This is a genomic window from Paenibacillus sp. J22R56 (assembly GCF_056269375.1).
The window spans coordinates 537619-556110 of sequence record NZ_JBWDNV010000002.1; the positions used below are offsets into that span (position 1 = coordinate 537619).

Consider the following 18492-nt stretch of genomic DNA (forward strand, 5'->3'; position numbering starts at 1 on the left):
GTGTACTTCTCCTCCTGCTTCGATGTGTAGAGTATTCGTTGCTATCATACACATTTACGGCTAATATTAACGGAGGTTTCAAAATTATTTTATACACAATGTTCCAAATCATATATATGAACAGGAGAGAACCCATATGTCTTATCCTTCAGCTTATATCTCCTATTTAGTGGAATTTAATGGTACACGGGATTTTTTTGAATGTCATGAGCTGCTCGAGGAGTACTGGAAAGAGCATCCGGATGATTCTCGGGCATTCATTTGGGTAGGTCTCATTCAACTCGCAGTAGGTCAATATCATGAACGGCGCGGCAATGAAAAAGGTGCGGTCAAGATGTACGAGAAAGCGCTCGAGAAGCTGGATGAACAATCGATTGACGAATTAGGACTTGATGGCAGCGATGTCATAGCCGAATTATTACTTCATTATGGTTATTTATCGCGAGGAGAGCGGACGCCTTATCAGGATATGACGTTAAAAGTGACTGATCCGGATCTAGAACAGCGTTGTATTCAGCTATGTGACACGTTAAATGTGCAGTGGGGGAGTAGCAGCCCAATGGATGAGGAAGCGCTTATCCACCGGCACAAATTACGTGATCGGAGTAGGGTTATAGCAGAGCGGGCCGCGGCAGCAGAAACGAAAAAAAGGAACCGCCCAGTGCAATAAGCGCTGGGTCCGGTTCCTTTTTGTTTTATTTCAAATGTGTGTATCCATCTACGATCAGATCCAAAGCACCTGTATCCGGGTGAATGGCCATTCCGTGAACTGGAATATTTGGTGGCAGAAGCGGGTGGTTACGCACGATGCTTACGCTCTTTTCCACGCTTTCTTTCAAGTTGTCAAAGCCGGTCAGCCAGCGGTTAAGGTCAACGCCGGAGTTGCGAAGAGTATCGATTGTTTGCTGCGGAATGCCGCGTTCCAGCATATGGCCTACTACCGTTTCCGGGTTGATTCCAGTCATACCACACTCGTGGTGCGCAATAATAAAGACTTCGTCTGCCTTGAGCTCATAGAGAGCAACAAGCACGCTTCGCATAATGTTGCCAAAAGGCTGGGTAATGATCGCGCCAGCGTTTTTAATAATTTTTGCATCACCGTTTTTCAAGTTCAACGCTTTTGGCAGCAGCTCGATGAGACGGGTGTCCATACAAGTGACAACTACAATTCTGCGGTCAGGAAATTTATCAGTCAGATACTGCTCATAATCTTTGTTTTCTACAAAAGCCTGGTTGTGAGTTAGAATTTTCTCTAAATTGTTCATTTGGAAAGCCTCCTAAATAAGTTGAATATTAGTTCTTTAAAAAACGTAGGTTCAGCGAGTAAATCTGATTGTCGCTCTTAAGACTGTAAAAACCGCTTGATACATTATAATCAATGCGAAGCTCTGGCTCAAAGAAAACTTCATGCCGAGGTTCATACCAGAACGGGAATGGATCGCCTTGTGCCAGCTTGTCATCCGGGCCGCCTTGCTCGATTAATTGGAGAGCCGGGACACCGCTGACCACACAGCCGCAGCCTTCGGTATCATGCAGCAGCTTGAGCTGCTTGCGGCCATCCTCTATGTAAGGGGTTAAGGCCTCTACAGCAGGAGCAGTAAAAGTAATACGCATCGTATGATCCTCTCTTTCTCTCTACTCTACTAAAGACGAAAAGGTTAAAGTTGATTATACGTTTTGTAATCGGTAAGATCAAGTTATGCTCTGCTGAAAATGAGCAATTCGAAATAGGGAAGGTGGATGGAACTATGACGGTACATAATGAAACAACAACAGCAAAGTTTATGGAAACAATCCGTAAAATTAAAAGCTATGAGGAAGCGCTTGGCCTTCTGTATTGGGATCTTCGGACAGGGGCTCCGCGTAAAGGCATGGATACTCGTTCGGAAGTAATTGGCGTTTTATCCGGGGATATGTTCAAGTTATCGACATCGCCAGAGCTTGGCGAATATTTGAACGAACTGGAGCAGCCTGCTGTGCAGGAGCAGCTCTCCGACATCGAGCGTAAACTCGTCATCGAAACGCGGAAAGACTATGATCGAAGCGTCAAAATTCCTCCTAAGCTCTATCAGGAATATGTCGTGCTCGCTTCGCAAGCGGAATCGAAGTGGGAAGAGGCTAAAGCAAACAATGATTATGCAAGCTTCCAACCGTATCTTGAGAAGGTCATCGATTACACGCAACAGTTCATTGACTTGTGGGGGCCAAAGGCAACCCGCTATGATACATTGCTTGATCAGTACGAGCCAGGCATGACGACGGCAGAGCTGGACCGCGTATTTGGCGGTTTGCGTGAACAGTTGGTTCCACTTGCTTCTGCCATTGCAGCTTCGCCTCATCAGCCGGATACTTCATTCCTGGGGCAAAAATACGCTAAACAAGCACAGAAAGATTTCAGTTTGTTCATTTTGAATCAAATGGGCTACAACTTCGAAGCCGGACGTCTAGACGAGAGTGTTCATCCATTCGCAACAGGTCTCAATCCAGGTGATGTTCGGATTACGACACGTTATCTGGAGGACGATGTAACGAGCGCACTATTCGGCACAATTCATGAAGGCGGACATGCTCTGTATGAGCAGAATCTTATGCCAGAGCTGATCGGAACGACACTCTGCACAGGTACATCGATGGGTATTCATGAATCACAATCGCGTTTCTGGGAAAATGTGATCGGCCGCAGCAAGCCGTTCTGGGAGCAGTATTTCGGCAAGCTGCAGGAGAAATTCCCTGGACAGCTTGATGTGTCCGTCGAAGAGTTTTACCGCGGCATTAACGTTGTTGAGCCATCCCTCATTCGGATTGAAGCGGATGAGCTGACGTACAACCTGCACATTATTATTCGTTATGAGATCGAGAAAATGATCTTTAATGAAGGAGCTAAGGCTGCAGATCTGCCACAGATCTGGAACGACAAGTACAAGGAGTATCTTGGAATCGAACCTCCATCGAATGCCGAAGGCGTGCTGCAGGATGTGCACTGGTCCGGTGGAGCATTTGGCTACTTCCCATCTTACTCGCTTGGCAACATGTATGCGGCTCAAATCGCCGATACAATGGAGCGGGAGCTGGACGGCTTCTGGAATCTGGTAGGCCGTGGCGAGCTGCTTCCGATCAAAGAATGGCTGACAGAGCGGATCTACAAGTTTGGTAAGCTGAAGTCGCCTTCGGAGTTGATCCAAGACGTAACCGGCAAGCCTCTTGATCCTCAGTATCTGGTTACTTACTTGGAGAGGAAATATAAAGATATTTATAAGCTGTAATTTTGCTTGTCTTAAAGGAGCCGCAGGAGAATATTCCTGCGGCTTTTTTTGTTTTTAACGGAGCATTTTGAATGATTCTGTAGAAGCGAGATTATGCTTCCGAAGAAGCTTTCTTTCAGAAAGCTTGAAGCGTTTGCTGTTGTTCCCGGATTCCCTCGATTTATTTATTCAAGGAATTCGGGAACAACGGCAATCGGAAGAACATTCAAAATGCGGAGTGCATAGGCTATTGTACCTTACTTAATTTAAGTATCTACGGGAGGATTAGAGATGAAGAGAAAGCTATGGCTGTCGCTGCTTCTCATTGTGGCGTTGACAACAACGGCTGCATTGGCTGGCTGCGGCAAAGGAAGCTCGGAGAAAACAAAACTGACCATTGGCGAAGTAACACGGTCAGTCTTTTACGCTCCGGAATATGTGGCTCTTGCAAAAGGCTTCTTTGCAGATGAAGGGCTGGACGTGACGCTGACGACAACAGCAGGTGGGGACAAAACAATGACAGCACTGCTGTCCAACTCGATTGATGTTGCACTTGTTGGTTCGGAAACATCTATTTATGTGTATCAGCAAGGCTCGGATGACCCGGTTATTAATTTTGCGCAGGTGACGCAAACCGATGGTACGTTCCTTGTGGCACGTAATGACGCGAATTTTGATTGGAATAACCTAAAAGGTTCAACATTCCTCGGACAGCGTAAAGGTGGAATGCCGCAAATGGCAGGTGAATTTACGCTGAAGAAGCATGGCATTAATCCGCAAGAAGATCTGGAACTAATTCAAAACGTTGATTTCGCGAATATCGCTCCTGCATTTGCTTCTGGTACTGGGGATTATGTTCAGTTGTTCGAACCAACGGCATCCGTATTTGAGAAAGAAGGAACTGGCAAAGTTGTCGCATCATTTGGTGTAGAAAGCGGACATCTGCCTTATACCGTGTTCATGACGAAACAAAGCTATATCAAGAAAAATACAGCTGTGATCCAATCATTTACTGATGCTATTCACCGCGCTCAGCTGTGGGTACAGGAGAATGACGCCGCAACGATAGCTGAAGTTGTTGCGCCTTACTTCGAAAATGTAGATAAAGATATTCTGATCAGTTCAATCGACCGTTACAAACAGCAAGGTTCTTATGCGACCGATCCAATCATTGATGAAGGCGAATGGAATAACCTGCTGGATGTCATGACTTCGGCTGGAGAGCTGAAGGAACGTACAGAGCATGACAAAATTGTTGATAACAGCTTTGCAGAAAAAGCAATTGAAGATGTGGAGAAGTAAGCTGAGGCTTACGGAGTAAAGAGGATGCTTACGAAGTGAGAATTACCACAAAATGGCCCAATTCAGGCCACTTATGTGGTAATTCTTTAATATGATGCTTACGAAGCAAGAATTGAAACATACTGCCGGAATCGGCAGTTAAGTTTCAATTCTTTAAGACAATGCTTACGAAGTAAGAATCACCACAAATTGGCCAAAATCGGGCCACTTATGTGGTAATTCTTTTTAGGAGGGACTACAATGGCTGGCGAAGATTATCGACTCGAGCTTAAGGACGTATCCCATGTTTATGTCAACGAGAAGGGGGCTTCCTTGGCCGTCGAGAAATTAAATTTGACGGTACGGCGCGGCGAGTTCGTCAGCCTCGTCGGTCCTAGCGGCTGCGGCAAAACGACCATTCTTAGCATGCTGGCGGGTTTATTTCCTCCAAGCAGCGGACAGGTGCTTCTTGCTGGGGTGCCTGTCCTTGGTCCGTCAAAGCTGGTTGGCTATATGCTGCAGCAGGATTTTTTGTTTCCATGGCGGACGATTCGAGACAACGCTGCGATAGGACTTGAAATAACCGGCGGTAAGACAGCAGCAGCCTTGAAGGAAGTAGAACGGCTTCTGACCGAGCTGGGATTGCCAGGTTCAGGGACCAAATATCCGCATGAGTTGTCTGGCGGTATGCGGCAGCGCGTTGCCTTGGCGCGTATGCTGGCAACCAATCCGGAGGTTATGCTGCTGGATGAACCATTTTCTGCGCTTGATCTTCATATTAAGCTTCAGCTTGAAGATCTAGTTGATGAAACGCTGACACGTCTAGGCAAAACGGCAGTTCTCGTTACCCATGATCTGGCGGAAGCCGTTGCCATGAGTGATCGAGTGATCGTGCTTGCCGCGAACCCAGGAAGAATCGTGAAGCAGCTTGAAGTACCGGAGGAGATCCGGCAGGTTACCCCGATGGAGGCACGTAAGCTGCCGGGCTTCCAGGATGTTTTTGATCAGCTGTGGGCAGAGCTTAATCGTGTGGAAGGAGGCGGCGGGCATGCCGAATAAATGGCCTAAAAAGAATATTTCGTTATCCGGTATTCAAGAAGATCGCGTAAGTGATATGAAGGAACTTCATACGCAGTATAAGCAGAGGGCAAGACGGCTTTCCGCAGCTGTTGGAACCACTCAAGCAGCGATTTTGCTGCTGTTTGTTGCCTTATGGGAAGCAGCAGGTCGACAAAGATGGATAGACCCGCTGCTGTTCAGTTACCCTACTAAGCTTATTAAGCAGTTGTGGAGCTCCATGGCTGACGGATCCATCTGGCCGCATATCGGGATGACGGTGTCGGAGACGATTATCGGATTTTTACTTGGCACACTGGTAGGAACAGCGATTGCGGCACTGCTATGGTGGTTTCCTTTTCTATCAAGGGTGCTTGATCCTTATCTCGTCGTATTGAACAGTTTACCGAAGGTAGCGCTTGGACCACTGTTTATTGTCAGTCTTGGACCGGGCTTCACTTCAATTGTGGCGGTAACCTTATCGGTGACCGTTATCATTACAACGATCAATATATATAACCGGTTCAGAGAGATAGATGCCGGTTATATAAAGGTTGTCCGCTTGTTTGGTGCGAATAGGGCACAGTTGTTCCGCCTTGTAATTTTGCCAGCGTCCTTTCCTGTGATCATCTCAGCGTTAAAAGTTAACGTAGGCCTTGCCTGGATTGGTGTTATTGTAGGGGAGTTCCTCGTTGCGAAGCTTGGACTCGGTTATTTGATGATTTATGGATTCCAGGTATTTAACTTTACCCTCGTACTATCGACCCTGATCGTAATCGCGGTCGTTGCGACCATTATGTATCAACTTGTGTCGATATTGGAACGGAAGTTGACGTCAGGCTGGCGCGAGCGTTAGGATAAGGTATTAATAAATCCGAACGTGAGGGAATTTAGTGGGTATTCGCATTATCAAAACAGCTCTAGCAGCCATTACAGCCATTTACACGGCTGTATATTTACATTTGGATCCGCCGCTTGGTGCGGGTATTCTTGCTATTCTCGGTGTTGAAGTCAGCCGGATGAAAGGGCTGAAGAGCGCTATTGAGCGTTTCGTGGCTTCTTCACTGGGACTTTTTTTTGCCTCTTTGGTATTTATAATCTTTGGCTTTCATATTTGGGTCGTGGCGTTATTTATCTTAATGACTTTCCCGGTATTAGCACGTTTCAACTTGAAAGATGGAATTGTGACGAGTGCGGTTATCGTTTTCCAGCTGTTTGCTCATGGTGAAGTAACGGTTGATGTGCTTGTAAATGAAGTCTATCTTATGATTGTTGGTCTCGGCTGGGCAACGATCATTAATTTTATTTACATGCCGAAAGATCAACATCTGCTTGAATCGCTCAAAGATTCCGTAGAACGGCTATTTGGTATTGTTTTTACCGAGATGGCTTTAACACTGCGTAATCCTTCCCACATCTGGAACGGAAGTGAGCTGCTTGAAGCTCACAGGATAATAGAAGAAGGTGCGCGGAGAGCGGTTCTGAACAAGGAAAATCGTTTAATTGGCCAGGAGCATTATTGGTCCACATACTTTGAGATGAGACGGCTCCAGCTGGAATCGGTTCAAGGGATGCTTGAGGAGCTTGCGCTGATCTATGAGAAGCTGCCGCAGAACGAACCGCTGGCTGAAATATTGGAGCTGCTCTCTGAAGAGGTCAAATCTGAGGTCTACCGGGGGATTACGGAGCAACGCTTGTCCGATCTTAGGCAGATGTACCGAGAAATGGAGCTCCCGCGAACACGTGATGAATTCGAAGTTCGAGCTGCCATTTTGAAGATGAGGATGGAGCTTGAAAGATATTTGGAGATTGCGAAGAGATTAAAGAAAAGAAATGTCATGTTAGACAAAGCGGAGCCATAAAATAAAGAGGGATAAAATTCGTGGCGGCGCGGGAAAAGAATCAGTCACCCTAGACGAATGACCTGCATACACTTTAATTGAATGATTGTATGGAGGAGGTTAAATCGATGACATTTGCAGATAAACAGCTACAAGGTAGAGAGATTATAACGAAAGCTGTCTGCGGGAAAGGTCGTAAGTTTTCCACTGTCTCTCATACCGTAACACCGCCTCATCATCCGACTAGCATCTTAGGTGCATGGATAATCAACCACCAATATGAAGCGGTCAGATCGGGCGACGGCATTGAGGTAATAGGTACTTACGATATCAATATTTGGTATTCGTACAGCAAAAACTCGCAAACGGACGTAGCAAAAGAATCCGTACATTATGTTGAGCATGTTCCTCTTTCTTATCTGGATCCGAAGCATCGGTCTGCTACAGAAGAAGTATCTTCCGATTGCATCCAAGAGCCAAATTGCATTGAGGCGAACATCTCATCGAGCGGTTCAGGTGTTACGGTTCGTGTTGAACGCGAATTTGCCGTAGAAATGATCGCCGAAACGAAGGTTTGGGTAGCCTGCTTCCCAGGCGGCTACGACGACGGTAAAGAACTTGACTTCGGTCTCGGCGACGGGGACTACGAGGATTTGGATCCGGATTTACTGGACGACGAGCTGTAATCCGGCTTTCCGCTTCTGTACTGTAAGATATGCCGCGAGAGCGGCAAATTCGAGGGCGAAAGCCCTCTTTTTGTTGAATTCGCACAATTTGGGCATTGGTTACGGGAATTTGAATCGAAGCAAAAGAAGGTGGCGGGATGGCTGGAAACCGGCTGAACCGGCTTGATGCAGCAGTCATGACTGACCAAGAGATGCTCCGCAGGTGGCGCCGCGCCGGCCTTTCCCGTGAGCAGCAGGAAGACGAGAGGTTATATCGTGTTGGGATTGCTAATTTGGTTCTCCTTGAGCTGAGAAGGATTAACAGGTTCGGTACTGGAGAGGCGATAGTGCAGGCTCTAGACCGTCCTGCTGAATGGCCGGAAGATGGGATGCTTCGTGGTGTCATCCGCACAGCTATTGCCGGATTATACGCCGTAGGCATTGATATTGGAGAGGCTGATGTTGCACTTGGTACGGACGGACACGCATCGATGAGAGCGGCACGAAAGATGAGGAAGGAACCTCCAGCAATATGGGAAAAGGATAGCTTACCGCAGAATGCTAAGCTTCTTATCGGGGCTGATCCGGAATTTGTGTTGATTCGGCCAGATGGTAAAATCGCACCTGCCTCACGGTATTTGGGTGAAGGCGTTGGCGGTGCCGCGGGCAGCGACGCGATGCTGGTTGGGCGGCGGCTTGTTTATCCCGTCGCCGAGCTTCGGCCTGAGCCAGCCGCCGATGTGGCGGGGCTCGTCGCTAATGTGCGGCGGCTCTTGCTTCGCGCCGCCGAGCTTGTCCGCGACCCGAGCCTCCGCTGGGCCGCAGGTGCCATGCCCGTGCCGGGGCTTGCGCTCGGCGGGCATATCCATCTGAGCGGCGTGCGGCTGACGCCGCGCCTGCTCAGGTTGCTCGACAGCTACGCGGCGATGCCGCTGGCGCTTGTCGAGGATCCTGCCGGACGCGGGCGCCGCCCCCGCTACGGCATCTTGGGCGATTACCGCCTGCAGCCGCATGGCGGTTTCGAGTACCGCACGCTGCCGAGCTGGCTCGTGTCACCGGCAGCGGCCAAAGCCGCCTTCGCGCTTGCGCTTCTTTGTGCGCGCGAGGCGGATGCCTTGCATGACATACCCGCTCTTGATGAGCGGTATGTCGAAGCCTATTACGCCGGCGATCGCATAGAGCTCGCCGGCTGCCTGGATCGTGTCGCCGCCGCTATGTCGGCGACAGACAGCTACGCCGCGCTGGCGCCGTACATCGAGCCTGTGCTCGATGCGGCGAGGCGCGGCGTTACTTGGGATGAGCGGGCTGACATCCGCGTCAAATGGCGTATCCCGCGCCCTGAATAAGCTTCATTTTTTTCAATATTACTTAATAATGCCATGCTTCTTAAGGGCATCAAGCATTTTGCTCGCGCGATGGGTATACGTATGCGAGGCGATGGCCTGGCGTCCGTTTAATCTTACCCGTTCACGTTCTTTTGGATTGGCCAAATAATGCCGGACTAGTCGAAGGGTTTCTTGAGGAGAAGAAGAGAGCGCCGCATCCCGCCCCGATTGTAGAAGCTTTCTCACTCCACTGGTATTACTGGTGAGCAGGAAACCACCCGAGCCTACGATTTCATAGGTTCGCTGAGTGGCCATATCCGTATAATTTTGCAGTCCAAGCATAATCTTCGCAGAGCTGTATACTTGATTAGCATTTTTGTAGGGAATAGGCTTCTTAATCCAGGACTTCGGTAATGATCGTCCCAGGAAAGGCTTCATCAGATGCCAATTACGTCCGTAGAAATCGATCCGGTATCCCGCCTTGATGAGCGGCCGGATCAGGATATCGATCGTTTTGCGCCTGTATAACTTAGGGTAACGCTTTAGAACATCGGGATAGGCATTGGCTACAACAGCAATGTCTGCTTTATATTTGGCTATTGGACGAACCCGCCTGTGAATATTGGAGTGGAAGCCAAAATCCATATAATCACACGGATAGCCTAATTTACGGAAGGTTACAGCGGTCTTGGCGGAAATGGTGAACACATACTCAGGCTTCATTCGTTTCAATAAAGGCAGTGTAAATTCTTCAGTGAAATTAGGGTCCTCAACCGACCAATAGATAATCGGAATTTTGTGTGTATCAGCTAGCTTTCGTATGAGTGTTTGCTTGGCAGGCGTATGATCATAACCCCACCCCACATAAAAAAACAGATCAGGTTTAAACTCATTTATTTGGGTGGTAATGGAGCGTAAGGTAACAGGTCCTGACATGCGAACCTCATGCCCCAAATCCCTCAGGCCATCGGGGAGTCCGTACCGCCATATCCCGCCGCGTTCCAGGAACAGAATTTTCATACTCTCACCGTCCCTTTGCAGATAATCCGATCTCCTTCTTGCCTAAAATACCTTCCTCATAAAGCTTTTGAAGGATAAAGCCAGCCCGAACCGTGTAGGAGTAGGCTGCCGCGGCTTTAACTGCGTTTGCCCGTATACGCTCCCTCAGTTTGGGCTTTGTATTGTAATACGCAATTAATCTGGCGGTTTCTTGTTCAGAAGAAGTGACAAGTAAATCCTGCCCCGGCTTGAACCATTTGCGAACTTCTGGTGTGTCATCGGTGATCAACAACCCGCCCGAAGCCAGAATTTCATAGGTACGCTGAGTAAGGCGGTCTCTCGCATTCTGCGGTCCAAGCACATAATCGACAGAGCTGTATACTTTACTCGCCTCTTTATAGGGCAAATAGCCATGAATACGGTTCGCGGCAATGGGGCTCTTGAAGATCGATTTCATCTCATTCCAGTACCTGCCATACAGATCGGTCTTATAGGCAGAAGAGAGGAAGGGATTAACCAGCCTTCGTAAAGATTGAAACCGATAATTATGCGGACGTGTCTTAAATAAATTCGGATACCCGTTTGCAACAAGAGCTGCGGTCCCTTTGTACTTCTGCAGCGGCTTCATACGCCGGTGTACGCTTGAATCACTTCCGAAATCCAAATGGGCAGCTCGTATGCCTAATTGCTTAAACTTGGAGACAGTCGGCCGGTGTATTGAAAATACAAAGTCCGGCTTTGTCCGTTTAATTAATGGAAGGGATACACGTTTCGTAAAACCTGGATCCTCGGTGGACCAGTAAATATAGGGTACTTTTGCATGCTGAACAAGAGACGCAATACGCTCTTGTTTTTTTGGCTTGTCATTCGAAGGTGTCCAGCTGATCGCAATGATCAGATCCGGTTTAAATTTATCCATTGCTGCATATGTCAGCGTTTGAGGCAGACTGGTCATAACCTCATGTCCCAATTTGCGAAATCCGTTAGGCAGACCATGAATCCACATGGGGTGGTTTTCCAGAAACAAGATGTTAAGCCGATGTTTGCTCATTTCTTCTCCCTCGATTTCGGACCTAGTTACTGGACATTGTATTCATTGACAAAGCTCAGGTATAGGCAGCTTCCCAGCCTGGGAGCGCTTTTTCTGACAATTGCCTGTATAGCTCGGACCATCGCAGGTTGGCGCGCCGCAATCCGCTTGGTATAATAGCATGATGATGTTTATATAGAATCAAATAATGCTATTAACCTGGGAGGGGCAACAGTGGCTGGCTATACCCCGATGATTCAACAATATCTTGCGATTAAGGAACAAGCGAAAGATGCGTTCCTCTTTTTCCGTCTCGGCGATTTTTACGAGATGTTTTTCGATGATGCCATTCATGCATCACGTGAACTTGAAATTACATTAACGGGCAGAGAGGGAGGCGGTACGGAGAAAATTCCGATGTGCGGCGTCCCTTATCATTCTGCAGAGAACTATATTGCAAGGCTTGTGGAAAAAGGCTATAAAGTCGCGGTCTGTGAGCAAGTAGAGGACCCATCCGCAGCCAAAGGCGTTGTACGCCGTGAAATTGTACGAGTAATTACGCCAGGCACGGTGATGGAGACCAAATCACTATCCGATAAATCTAATAATTTTATCGTCTCCGTTGGATCGGTCTCTGCTTCCGCGATGGGGCTGGCTGCTTGTGATTTATCGACTGGCGAGCTGTATGTAACTTCACTTGTGTACAACCTTGATACGCTCATTGATGAGATCAACGTTTACCAGCCGGCAGAAATTGTTGGTGATGAGGCATTACTTACGCAGCTGCGGGAGAATGCGGTCTGGAATCGTCCTGTTCTGCTAACCGCGCGGGAGCCTATGGCAGAGGACAAGCTCATTGAACAATTTGATCGCTCACAGCTCGAAGGTTTGAATGATGCCCGATATCGTGCAGTCAGCCTTTTGACGGGATATCTTGAGGAGACGCAGAAGCGTTCACTTGGCCATGTTCGTACCATACGTACTTATGAACCCAACCAATATATGATTATCGATCACTATACGCGCCGTAACCTGGAGCTTACTGAGACGGTGCGCGACCGGAGCAAAAAAGGCTCACTTTTGTGGCTGCTGGACCGGACGCAAACCTCGATGGGGGCAAGGCTTCTCCGCCGCTGGATCGATAAGCCGCTTCTTAACCGTTCGAAGATTGAAGAGCGTTACGAAGCGGTTGATGCTTTATATCGGAATTTAATTGCAAGGGACGATATTCGTTCTGAGATGAATCATATTTATGATCTTGAGCGTCTAGTTGGACGGGTTGCCTTCGGCAGTGCGAACGGCAGAGATATGAATGCACTTAGAAGCTCCATTCGCCGCACGCCTCAACTGGTGGAGCTTGCAAGGAATGCGGGTTCTGAGCGGCTTCGCCTGCTTGTAGATGGACTTGATGATTGCACGGATCTTGCGGAAATGATCGAGACGGTCATTGTGGACGAGCCGCCTGTATCGATTCGGGAGGGCGGATTAATTCGTGCCGGTTACGATGATTATCTGGACCAGCTTCGTGAAGCAAGCACCAACGGCAAGAAATGGCTGGCTGAGCTTGAGCGTCAGGAGCGGGAAGCAACAGGCATCAAGACGATCAAAATCGGCTTCAATAAGGTATTTGGTTATTTTCTAGAAGTATCTAAGGGTAGTCTGGCGCTGCTGCCAGAAGGCCGTTACGAGCGCAAGCAGACGCTCGCGAACGCTGAACGGTTTGTCACACCGGAGCTGAAGGAGAAGGAACGCCTGATCCTTGAAGCAGAGGACAAAATGGTCGATCTGGAGTATGCACGCTTCATCGAGCTTCGCGATCATCTGGCTTTGCAGCTGCACCGACTGCAGCGTCTGGCAGAAGTAGTTGCTGAGCTTGATGTTTATCAGTCGCTTGCAACAGTTAGTGCAGAGAGAAGATTCACTCGTCCAACCATTACTGATCAGTTTAATTTGGTTATTGAAGAAGGAAGACATCCCGTTGTTGAGGCGATGATGGAAGGTATTCCATTCATCTCTAATTCTACTGCACTTCGTCACGATGAGCAGTCGATGCTGCTGATTACTGGACCAAATATGGCAGGTAAAAGCACCTACATGCGCCAGGTAGCACTGATTTGTATCATGGCGCAGATTGGCTGCTTCGTACCAGCGAAAGCGGCAGAGATTCCGCTCATTGACCGTATCTTCACACGGATTGGCGCAGCAGATGATCTCATTGGCGGTCAAAGTACGTTTATGGTCGAGATGAAGGATATCCAGCTGATGACGGAAAAAGCGACCGAGAACAGTCTTGTTATCATTGATGAACTTGGCCGAGGGACTTCAACAAGTGAAGGCATGTCGATCGCTCAGGCTGTTATTGAATTCGTCCACCATCATATTGGCTGTAAAGCACTTGTCTCGACGCATTTCCATGAGCTGTCGCATCTGGAAGCCACATTACCGAAGCTGGTAAACGCCTGTATGGCCGTTCAGGAAAGCGGCGATCATGTGACGTTCCTGCGTAAGCTGATTCCTGGTGCTGCAAGCACGAGCTACGGGATTTATTGTGCAAGACTGGCGGGTTTGCCTGATTCAATTATCGACCGTGCTTACGTTTTACTGGAGCACTTGGAAGCCGATGCTGAGAACTTGCTGCAAGTTTCAAGTGACAAGAAGCAGCCTGCGTACAAAGTGGCCGAAGCTCAGACCGTTCCAACTTATATAACTGCGTCTGAACCTGAACTAGCAATCAAAGAGACGGCAGCTGCTGTTCAGCTCTCCATCTTTGATGAGCCTGGTGTACCTGCGGTGCATCAGCAGGAGCAAGGACGCCGCAAAGCGTCGCCTAAGGCCGAGCAGCTTGCAGATCAGCTTCGGAAGCTGGATCTGTTTAATATGACGCCGATGCAGGCGATGCAGTGGTTGAATGAAATGAAACAAAAGATAAATGATTAATTGTAAGTGATTGAGGAAGGAGGGATTTGAAGATGGGGAAAATCCAGGTGCTTGATGAACAGCTTGCGAACCAGATCGCGGCGGGTGAAGTCGTGGAGCGTCCGGCATCGGTTATTAAGGAATTGGTGGAAAATGCCATCGATGCGGGGAGCTCCGTCATTGATATTACGATCGAAGAAGGCGGATTATCGTACATTCGGGTAACGGATAATGGCTCGGGCATCGAGCCAGCCGATATGGAAACGGCGTTCCAACGCCATGCGACCAGCAAAATCTCTTCCAGTAGTGATCTGTTCAGAATTGCAAGCCTAGGTTTTCGCGGCGAAGCGCTGCCAAGTATCGCGGCTGTGTCGCGGCTCGAGTGCGTCTCATCAATTGATTCGAGCGGTCTTGCACAGCGCCTTTATATTGAAGGTGGTACGGTAACGGCTAACGAACCAGCCAATGCTCCTCAAGGCACCGATATGTCGGTGCGGGATTTATTTTATAACACACCGGCAAGGCTGAAATATATGAAAGCTATCCAAACGGAGCTTGGTCATATTACCGACTATGTCTACCGTATTGCGCTGGCCCATCCGGGTATTGCCGTGACCTTGAAACATAACGGTTCCGTTCTGCTTCGTACGCTTGGTACTGGAGATCGGCAGCAAGTTATTGCGGCTGTGTATGGAACGAATACGGCGAAGGCGATGCTGAAGGTGGAAGGCGAGACATCCGATTATGATCTGCGCGGTTATATTTCGAAGCCGGAGCTGACTCGGGCGAATCGCAACGGGATGACGGTTATCGTGAACGGACGGTATATCCGCAGTCATGCGGTGAACCAGGCGATCCTGCAGGCCTACCACACGCTTTTGCCGATTAACCGATTCCCAATTGTTGTACTGGAGATTGGTATGCATCCAAGCCTGCTTGATGTTAACGTGCATCCGTCCAAGATGGAGGTTCGATTCAGTAAAGAAACCGAGCTTCGTACGTTAGTAGAGCAAGCGGTGAAGGAGGCCCTTGGGCAAGTTCGTCATATCCCAGGACCTGCAGAGAAGCAGGAACGCGAGAAGCCGTTATTCGTGCAGGATGCGATCTCTTTCCATCGGCCAGATCCAATGAATCAGACTCAACCGTCCGGTCAGGAGCGGTCACCGTTTGCAAGCCCATCCCCTTCATCCGGAGGCGGGTTTAGTCCAAATCGTCAGGCATCTTCTTCCTACTCAAGCGGCAGCAGCTCCTCTTACAGCTCAGCTTTCCCGCAGCCTCCAAAGCGTGATTATGTGCCAAAGGATGCAACGGAACGGCTCTATAAGCCTGCTGAGCAGCGTGAAGTATCGGTGCATGAGGCTGCAGCTCCGTGGGAGCAGGCTGCTCCTGCACTCCAGCAGACGGAAGAGGTATCACAATTACTAAGTAATAATGGAGAGCATCCTTCTGCTAGCGAATCAGAATTAGGGAAACAAGGCCCTACATTCCCAGAGCTGTACTGGATTGGTCAGCTGCACGGCACGTACATTGTGGCGCAAGCAGAAGAGGGATTGTACCTCATCGATCAGCATGCCGCCCATGAACGGATCAATTATGAGTATTATTATCAGAAGTTTGGCAATCCTGAAGCGGCCAGCCAACAGCTGCTTGTTCCATTAACTCTTGAGTTTACTTCAGGAGAATCGGAGCAGCTGCGCGGTATGATTGGATTATTTCAGGAGGCAGGAGTGGAGCTTGAGCCGTTCGGACAGCAGACCTTCCTGGTACGTGCTTATCCGGAATGGTTCCCGCAAGGCGAGGAACAGGCCATTATTGAGGAAATGGCAGAGCTGCTGCTAAGCGAGCGTAAGTCGATTAATATAGCAAAGCTCAGAGAAAAAGCGGCTATTATGTGCTCTTGTAAGGCTTCGATTAAAGCCAATGACCGGAAGACGCGTGAGGAAGGCGAGGTATTGCTTGCTCGTCTTGCCGCGTGTATTCAGCCTTATACCTGTCCTCATGGACGGCCGATAGTAGTCCATATCTCTACTTATCAATTGGAAAAAATGTTTAAACGGGTGATGTCATGATTGTAACAACTTCCGACAAGCCGTATCAGAAGGCGCTAGCTACCGCCAAGCGGCTTGCGGATGAACTATCAGCTCCTTATGTTGTACGAGGCAGACAGACGCTTCGGCAATTAGCGGAGAAGATGGAGAAAATTGAGCTGATTGTGGTAACGGAGAAGGAAGTCCGATTTTACGATGGTCAGACGGAAACACCGTTATATTTTCATCCAAGTATGGCCTTTGTTCGTGTGAAAAGGCTCCGCAAGGGTGAGAGCGATCCTCTTATCGATTTGACGGGCTGTAAGCCCGGAGATCGTGTTATTGACTGTACAGCAGGACTTGCGTCAGATTCACTGGTGTTTTCTTATGCAGTAGGAGAAACGGGAGCCGTAACCGCTATTGAGAGTCAGGCAATCCTCTGTGCAGTTGTACGTGAAGGTTTAGCGGTCTACCAATCCGGCTTACCGGATGTGGATGCGGCGATGCGGCGTATTCAAATGATAAATGTGAATCATGCGCAATATTTGACCGGACTGCCGGACAAGAGCGTAGATATCGTCTATTTCGATCCGATGTTTCGCCAGCCTATTCATGAATCGAGCGCACTTGAGCCGTTGCGGAACCTCGCTAATGACAGTGAGTTAACAGCTGATGCCGTTCGGGAAGCGATAAGAGTTGCTCGTAAGTCGGTTGTAATGAAGGAGCATCGTGACAGCGGAGAATTCGCTCGGCTTGGGTTCGAACGGCGGCATGTGAATACGTCGAAAATAGCTTATGGAGTGATAGAGGTTGCAGGAAGCAGGAACGAATGACCGAAAGCAGCCGCTGCTTGTGCTGGTTGGACCAACAGCTGTAGGGAAAACACAGCTTAGTCTGGATCTGGCCAAAGCTTGGAATGCCGAGATTATTTCCGGTGATTCTATGCAAGTGTACAAGACGATGGATATCGGTACGGCAAAGCTGCCGTTTACCGAGCGGCAAGGGATCATCCATCATCTGATCGATATTAACGAGCCTGAAGAGGCTTATTCCGTTGCTGATTTCCAAGAGCAATGCCGAGAAGCGATTACAGATATTGCGGCGAGAGAGAAGCTTCCTTTTATCGTAGGCGGAACGGGCCTTTATATTGAATCGGTCTGCTATGACTTTGAATTTGACGATAACGGTGCAGATCCTGCATTTCGCGAGGAACAGCAGCTTTACGCGGAAGAAAGTGGAGCAGAGGCACTTCATGCCCGGCTGGCTCTTGTTGACCCCAAATCTGCGGAACGGCTTCACCCAAATGATCAGCGCCGTATTATACGCGCACTCGAGATTTACCACCTCTCAGGTGAGACGATGACGGCTCAGCTCGAGCGACAGAAAAAAGAATCGCCCTACGAATTATGTATACTAGGTCTCAATATGGACAGGGAAGTGCTGTATTCACGGATCGAGCAGCGAATTGATCAAATGCTGGAGGAAGGTTTGGTCGAAGAAGTGAAGGGTCTGCTCGAACGTGGTGTACCTGCGGATGGAGTTGCCATGCAGGGGCTCGGCTACAAAGAAATCGTCATGTATTTACGTGGTGATTGTACGCTTGAAGCGGCTGTTGAGCTGCTAAAAAGAGATACACGGCGCTTTGCTAAGCGCCAGCTTTCCTGGTTCCGCCGCATGAAGGATATCGAGTGGATTGATATGGGGGAAAATTTTCACAACAATTTACTTCGGATTCATGATATAATAGCAGGAAAGTTTCAAGTCAATCTTGAATATACTTCTAATCAATCTTTTTTAGACGGGGGTAACGTCCAATGAACAAATCGATCAATATTCAAGATACTTTCTTGAACCAACTGCGCAAAGACAACATTCCGGTTACGGTTTTCTTAATGAATGGTTTTCAAATCAGGGGCGTTATTAAAGCGTTCGATAACTTCACGATTATCATTGACAGTGAAGGTCGTCAGCAAATGGTGTACAAGCACGCGATCTCGACGTTTACTCCACAGCGTAACGTTTCATTAATGCAAGACAACAGTGCTTCGGAAGCATAGAACGTAATGTTATTTGTGAAACCTTCTATTCACGGATAACGTTTAACTTGATA

The 18492-nt window shown here is 48.5% G+C and carries 17 protein-coding genes; 13 read left to right on the forward strand and 4 right to left on the reverse strand.

Features of this window, described 5'->3' with window-relative positions; all coding sequences use genetic code 11:
• Nucleotides 1-136 precede the first annotated feature (136 nt).
• Entirely contained in the window at nucleotides 137-670 is a 534-nt protein-coding gene (locus AC0YNT_RS06430) for a DUF309 domain-containing protein (protein ID WP_475803814.1), read from the forward strand.
• A 25-nt stretch (nucleotides 671-695) separates the two neighbouring features.
• Here AC0YNT_RS06430 and AC0YNT_RS06435 read toward each other — a convergent pair whose 3' ends face one another.
• Complete coding sequence (locus tag AC0YNT_RS06435) at nucleotides 696-1265, reverse strand: beta-class carbonic anhydrase (RefSeq protein WP_475803815.1); 570 nt, start codon at nucleotides 1263-1265, stop codon at nucleotides 696-698.
• 28 nt (nucleotides 1266-1293) lie between these two features.
• Nucleotides 1294-1614, reverse strand: coding sequence for an iron-sulfur cluster biosynthesis family protein (locus tag AC0YNT_RS06440; protein WP_475803816.1), 321 nt, complete (start codon nucleotides 1612-1614; stop codon nucleotides 1294-1296).
• Between the two features lie 134 nt (nucleotides 1615-1748).
• Here AC0YNT_RS06440 and AC0YNT_RS06445 point away from each other — a divergent pair, with 134 nt between their 5' ends.
• The 7 genes from AC0YNT_RS06445 (at nucleotide 1749) to AC0YNT_RS06475 (ending at nucleotide 9431) form a co-directional block, all read left to right on the forward strand.
• Nucleotides 1749-3263 carry a carboxypeptidase M32 gene (locus tag AC0YNT_RS06445; protein ID WP_475803817.1) on the forward strand — a complete coding sequence of 505 codons (1515 nt, stop codon included), beginning with the start codon at nucleotides 1749-1751 and terminating at the stop codon, nucleotides 3261-3263.
• Nucleotides 3264-3533: 270 nt separating this feature from the next.
• The gene (locus tag AC0YNT_RS06450; protein ID WP_475803818.1) at nucleotides 3534-4544 is read left to right on the forward strand and encodes an ABC transporter substrate-binding protein; all 1011 of its coding nucleotides are present in this window, start codon (nucleotides 3534-3536) and stop codon (nucleotides 4542-4544) included.
• A gap of 240 nt (nucleotides 4545-4784) precedes the next feature.
• Entirely contained in the window at nucleotides 4785-5582 is a 798-nt protein-coding gene (locus AC0YNT_RS06455) for an ABC transporter ATP-binding protein (RefSeq protein WP_475803819.1), read from the forward strand.
• Nucleotides 5583-5637: 55 nt separating this feature from the next.
• On the forward strand, nucleotides 5638-6435 hold the full coding sequence (locus tag AC0YNT_RS06460; protein ID WP_475804084.1) for an ABC transporter permease: 798 nt from the start codon (nucleotides 5638-5640) through the stop codon (nucleotides 6433-6435).
• Between the two features lie 37 nt (nucleotides 6436-6472).
• Nucleotides 6473-7441: an aromatic acid exporter family protein gene (locus tag AC0YNT_RS06465; RefSeq protein WP_475803820.1), complete on the forward strand. Its 969-nt coding sequence runs from the start codon at nucleotides 6473-6475 to the stop codon at nucleotides 7439-7441.
• Between the two features lie 107 nt (nucleotides 7442-7548).
• The gene (locus AC0YNT_RS06470) at nucleotides 7549-8106 is read left to right on the forward strand and encodes an outer spore coat protein CotE (RefSeq protein WP_167273596.1); all 558 of its coding nucleotides are present in this window, start codon (nucleotides 7549-7551) and stop codon (nucleotides 8104-8106) included.
• 137 nt (nucleotides 8107-8243) lie between these two features.
• A complete protein-coding gene (locus tag AC0YNT_RS06475; RefSeq protein WP_475803821.1) occupies nucleotides 8244-9431 on the forward strand; it encodes a putative amidoligase domain-containing protein in 1188 nt (395 codons plus the stop codon).
• Between the two features lie 18 nt (nucleotides 9432-9449).
• Here the strand turns inward: AC0YNT_RS06475 and AC0YNT_RS06480 are convergent, their stop codons facing one another.
• Nucleotides 9450-10430: a CgeB family protein gene (locus AC0YNT_RS06480; protein WP_475803822.1), complete on the reverse strand. Its 981-nt coding sequence runs from the start codon at nucleotides 10428-10430 to the stop codon at nucleotides 9450-9452.
• Nucleotides 10431-10434: 4 nt separating this feature from the next.
• Nucleotides 10435-11460 carry a CgeB family protein gene (locus AC0YNT_RS06485; protein WP_475803823.1) on the reverse strand — a complete coding sequence of 342 codons (1026 nt, stop codon included), beginning with the start codon at nucleotides 11458-11460 and terminating at the stop codon, nucleotides 10435-10437.
• A 213-nt stretch (nucleotides 11461-11673) separates the two neighbouring features.
• Between AC0YNT_RS06485 and mutS the strand changes: the two genes are divergently transcribed.
• Genes mutS through hfq form a run of 5 tightly spaced genes read left to right on the forward strand, consistent with a single transcriptional unit; the run spans nucleotide 11674 to nucleotide 18439 of the window.
• The gene (gene mutS, locus AC0YNT_RS06490) at nucleotides 11674-14376 is read left to right on the forward strand and encodes a DNA mismatch repair protein MutS (protein WP_475803824.1); all 2703 of its coding nucleotides are present in this window, start codon (nucleotides 11674-11676) and stop codon (nucleotides 14374-14376) included.
• A 32-nt stretch (nucleotides 14377-14408) separates the two neighbouring features.
• Nucleotides 14409-16424, forward strand: coding sequence for a DNA mismatch repair endonuclease MutL (mutL, locus tag AC0YNT_RS06495; protein ID WP_475803825.1), 2016 nt, complete (start codon nucleotides 14409-14411; stop codon nucleotides 16422-16424).
• Nucleotides 16421-17215, forward strand: coding sequence for a class I SAM-dependent methyltransferase (locus AC0YNT_RS06500; protein ID WP_475803826.1), 795 nt, complete (start codon nucleotides 16421-16423; stop codon nucleotides 17213-17215). The genes mutL and AC0YNT_RS06500 overlap by 4 nt, the downstream gene beginning before the upstream one ends.
• Nucleotides 17193-18200 carry a tRNA (adenosine(37)-N6)-dimethylallyltransferase MiaA gene (gene miaA / locus AC0YNT_RS06505; protein ID WP_475803827.1) on the forward strand — a complete coding sequence of 336 codons (1008 nt, stop codon included), beginning with the start codon at nucleotides 17193-17195 and terminating at the stop codon, nucleotides 18198-18200. Before AC0YNT_RS06500 ends, miaA begins: the two co-directional genes overlap by 23 nt.
• Complete coding sequence (gene hfq / locus AC0YNT_RS06510) at nucleotides 18197-18439, forward strand: RNA chaperone Hfq (protein ID WP_015844208.1); 243 nt, start codon at nucleotides 18197-18199, stop codon at nucleotides 18437-18439. The genes miaA and hfq overlap by 4 nt, the downstream gene beginning before the upstream one ends.
• Nucleotides 18440-18492 lie beyond the last annotated feature (53 nt).

Bases quoted from the DNA above. Each gene is read 5' to 3' on its own strand.
- mutL (WP_475803825.1), top strand. From the start codon at position 14,409: ATGGGGAAAATCCAGGTGCTTGATGAACAGCTTGCGAACCAGATCGCG.
- AC0YNT_RS06470 (WP_167273596.1), top strand. From the start codon at position 7,549: ATGACATTTGCAGATAAACAGCTACAAGGTAGAGAGATTATAACGAAA.
- AC0YNT_RS06485 (WP_475803823.1), bottom strand. From the start codon at position 11,460: ATGAGCAAACATCGGCTTAACATCTTGTTTCTGGAAAACCACCCCATG.
- AC0YNT_RS06455 (WP_475803819.1), top strand. From the start codon at position 4,785: ATGGCTGGCGAAGATTATCGACTCGAGCTTAAGGACGTATCCCATGTT.
- hfq (WP_015844208.1), top strand. From the start codon at position 18,197: ATGAACAAATCGATCAATATTCAAGATACTTTCTTGAACCAACTGCGC.
- AC0YNT_RS06445 (WP_475803817.1), top strand. From the start codon at position 1,749: ATGACGGTACATAATGAAACAACAACAGCAAAGTTTATGGAAACAATC.
- AC0YNT_RS06435 (WP_475803815.1), bottom strand. From the start codon at position 1,265: ATGAACAATTTAGAGAAAATTCTAACTCACAACCAGGCTTTTGTAGAA.
- AC0YNT_RS06500 (WP_475803826.1), top strand. From the start codon at position 16,421: ATGATTGTAACAACTTCCGACAAGCCGTATCAGAAGGCGCTAGCTACC.
- AC0YNT_RS06460 (WP_475804084.1), top strand. From the start codon at position 5,638: ATGAAGGAACTTCATACGCAGTATAAGCAGAGGGCAAGACGGCTTTCC.
- AC0YNT_RS06450 (WP_475803818.1), top strand. From the start codon at position 3,534: ATGAAGAGAAAGCTATGGCTGTCGCTGCTTCTCATTGTGGCGTTGACA.
- AC0YNT_RS06430 (WP_475803814.1), top strand. From the start codon at position 137: ATGTCTTATCCTTCAGCTTATATCTCCTATTTAGTGGAATTTAATGGT.
- AC0YNT_RS06475 (WP_475803821.1), top strand. From the start codon at position 8,244: ATGGCTGGAAACCGGCTGAACCGGCTTGATGCAGCAGTCATGACTGAC.
- AC0YNT_RS06440 (WP_475803816.1), bottom strand. From the start codon at position 1,614: ATGCGTATTACTTTTACTGCTCCTGCTGTAGAGGCCTTAACCCCTTAC.
- AC0YNT_RS06480 (WP_475803822.1), bottom strand. From the start codon at position 10,430: ATGAAAATTCTGTTCCTGGAACGCGGCGGGATATGGCGGTACGGACTC.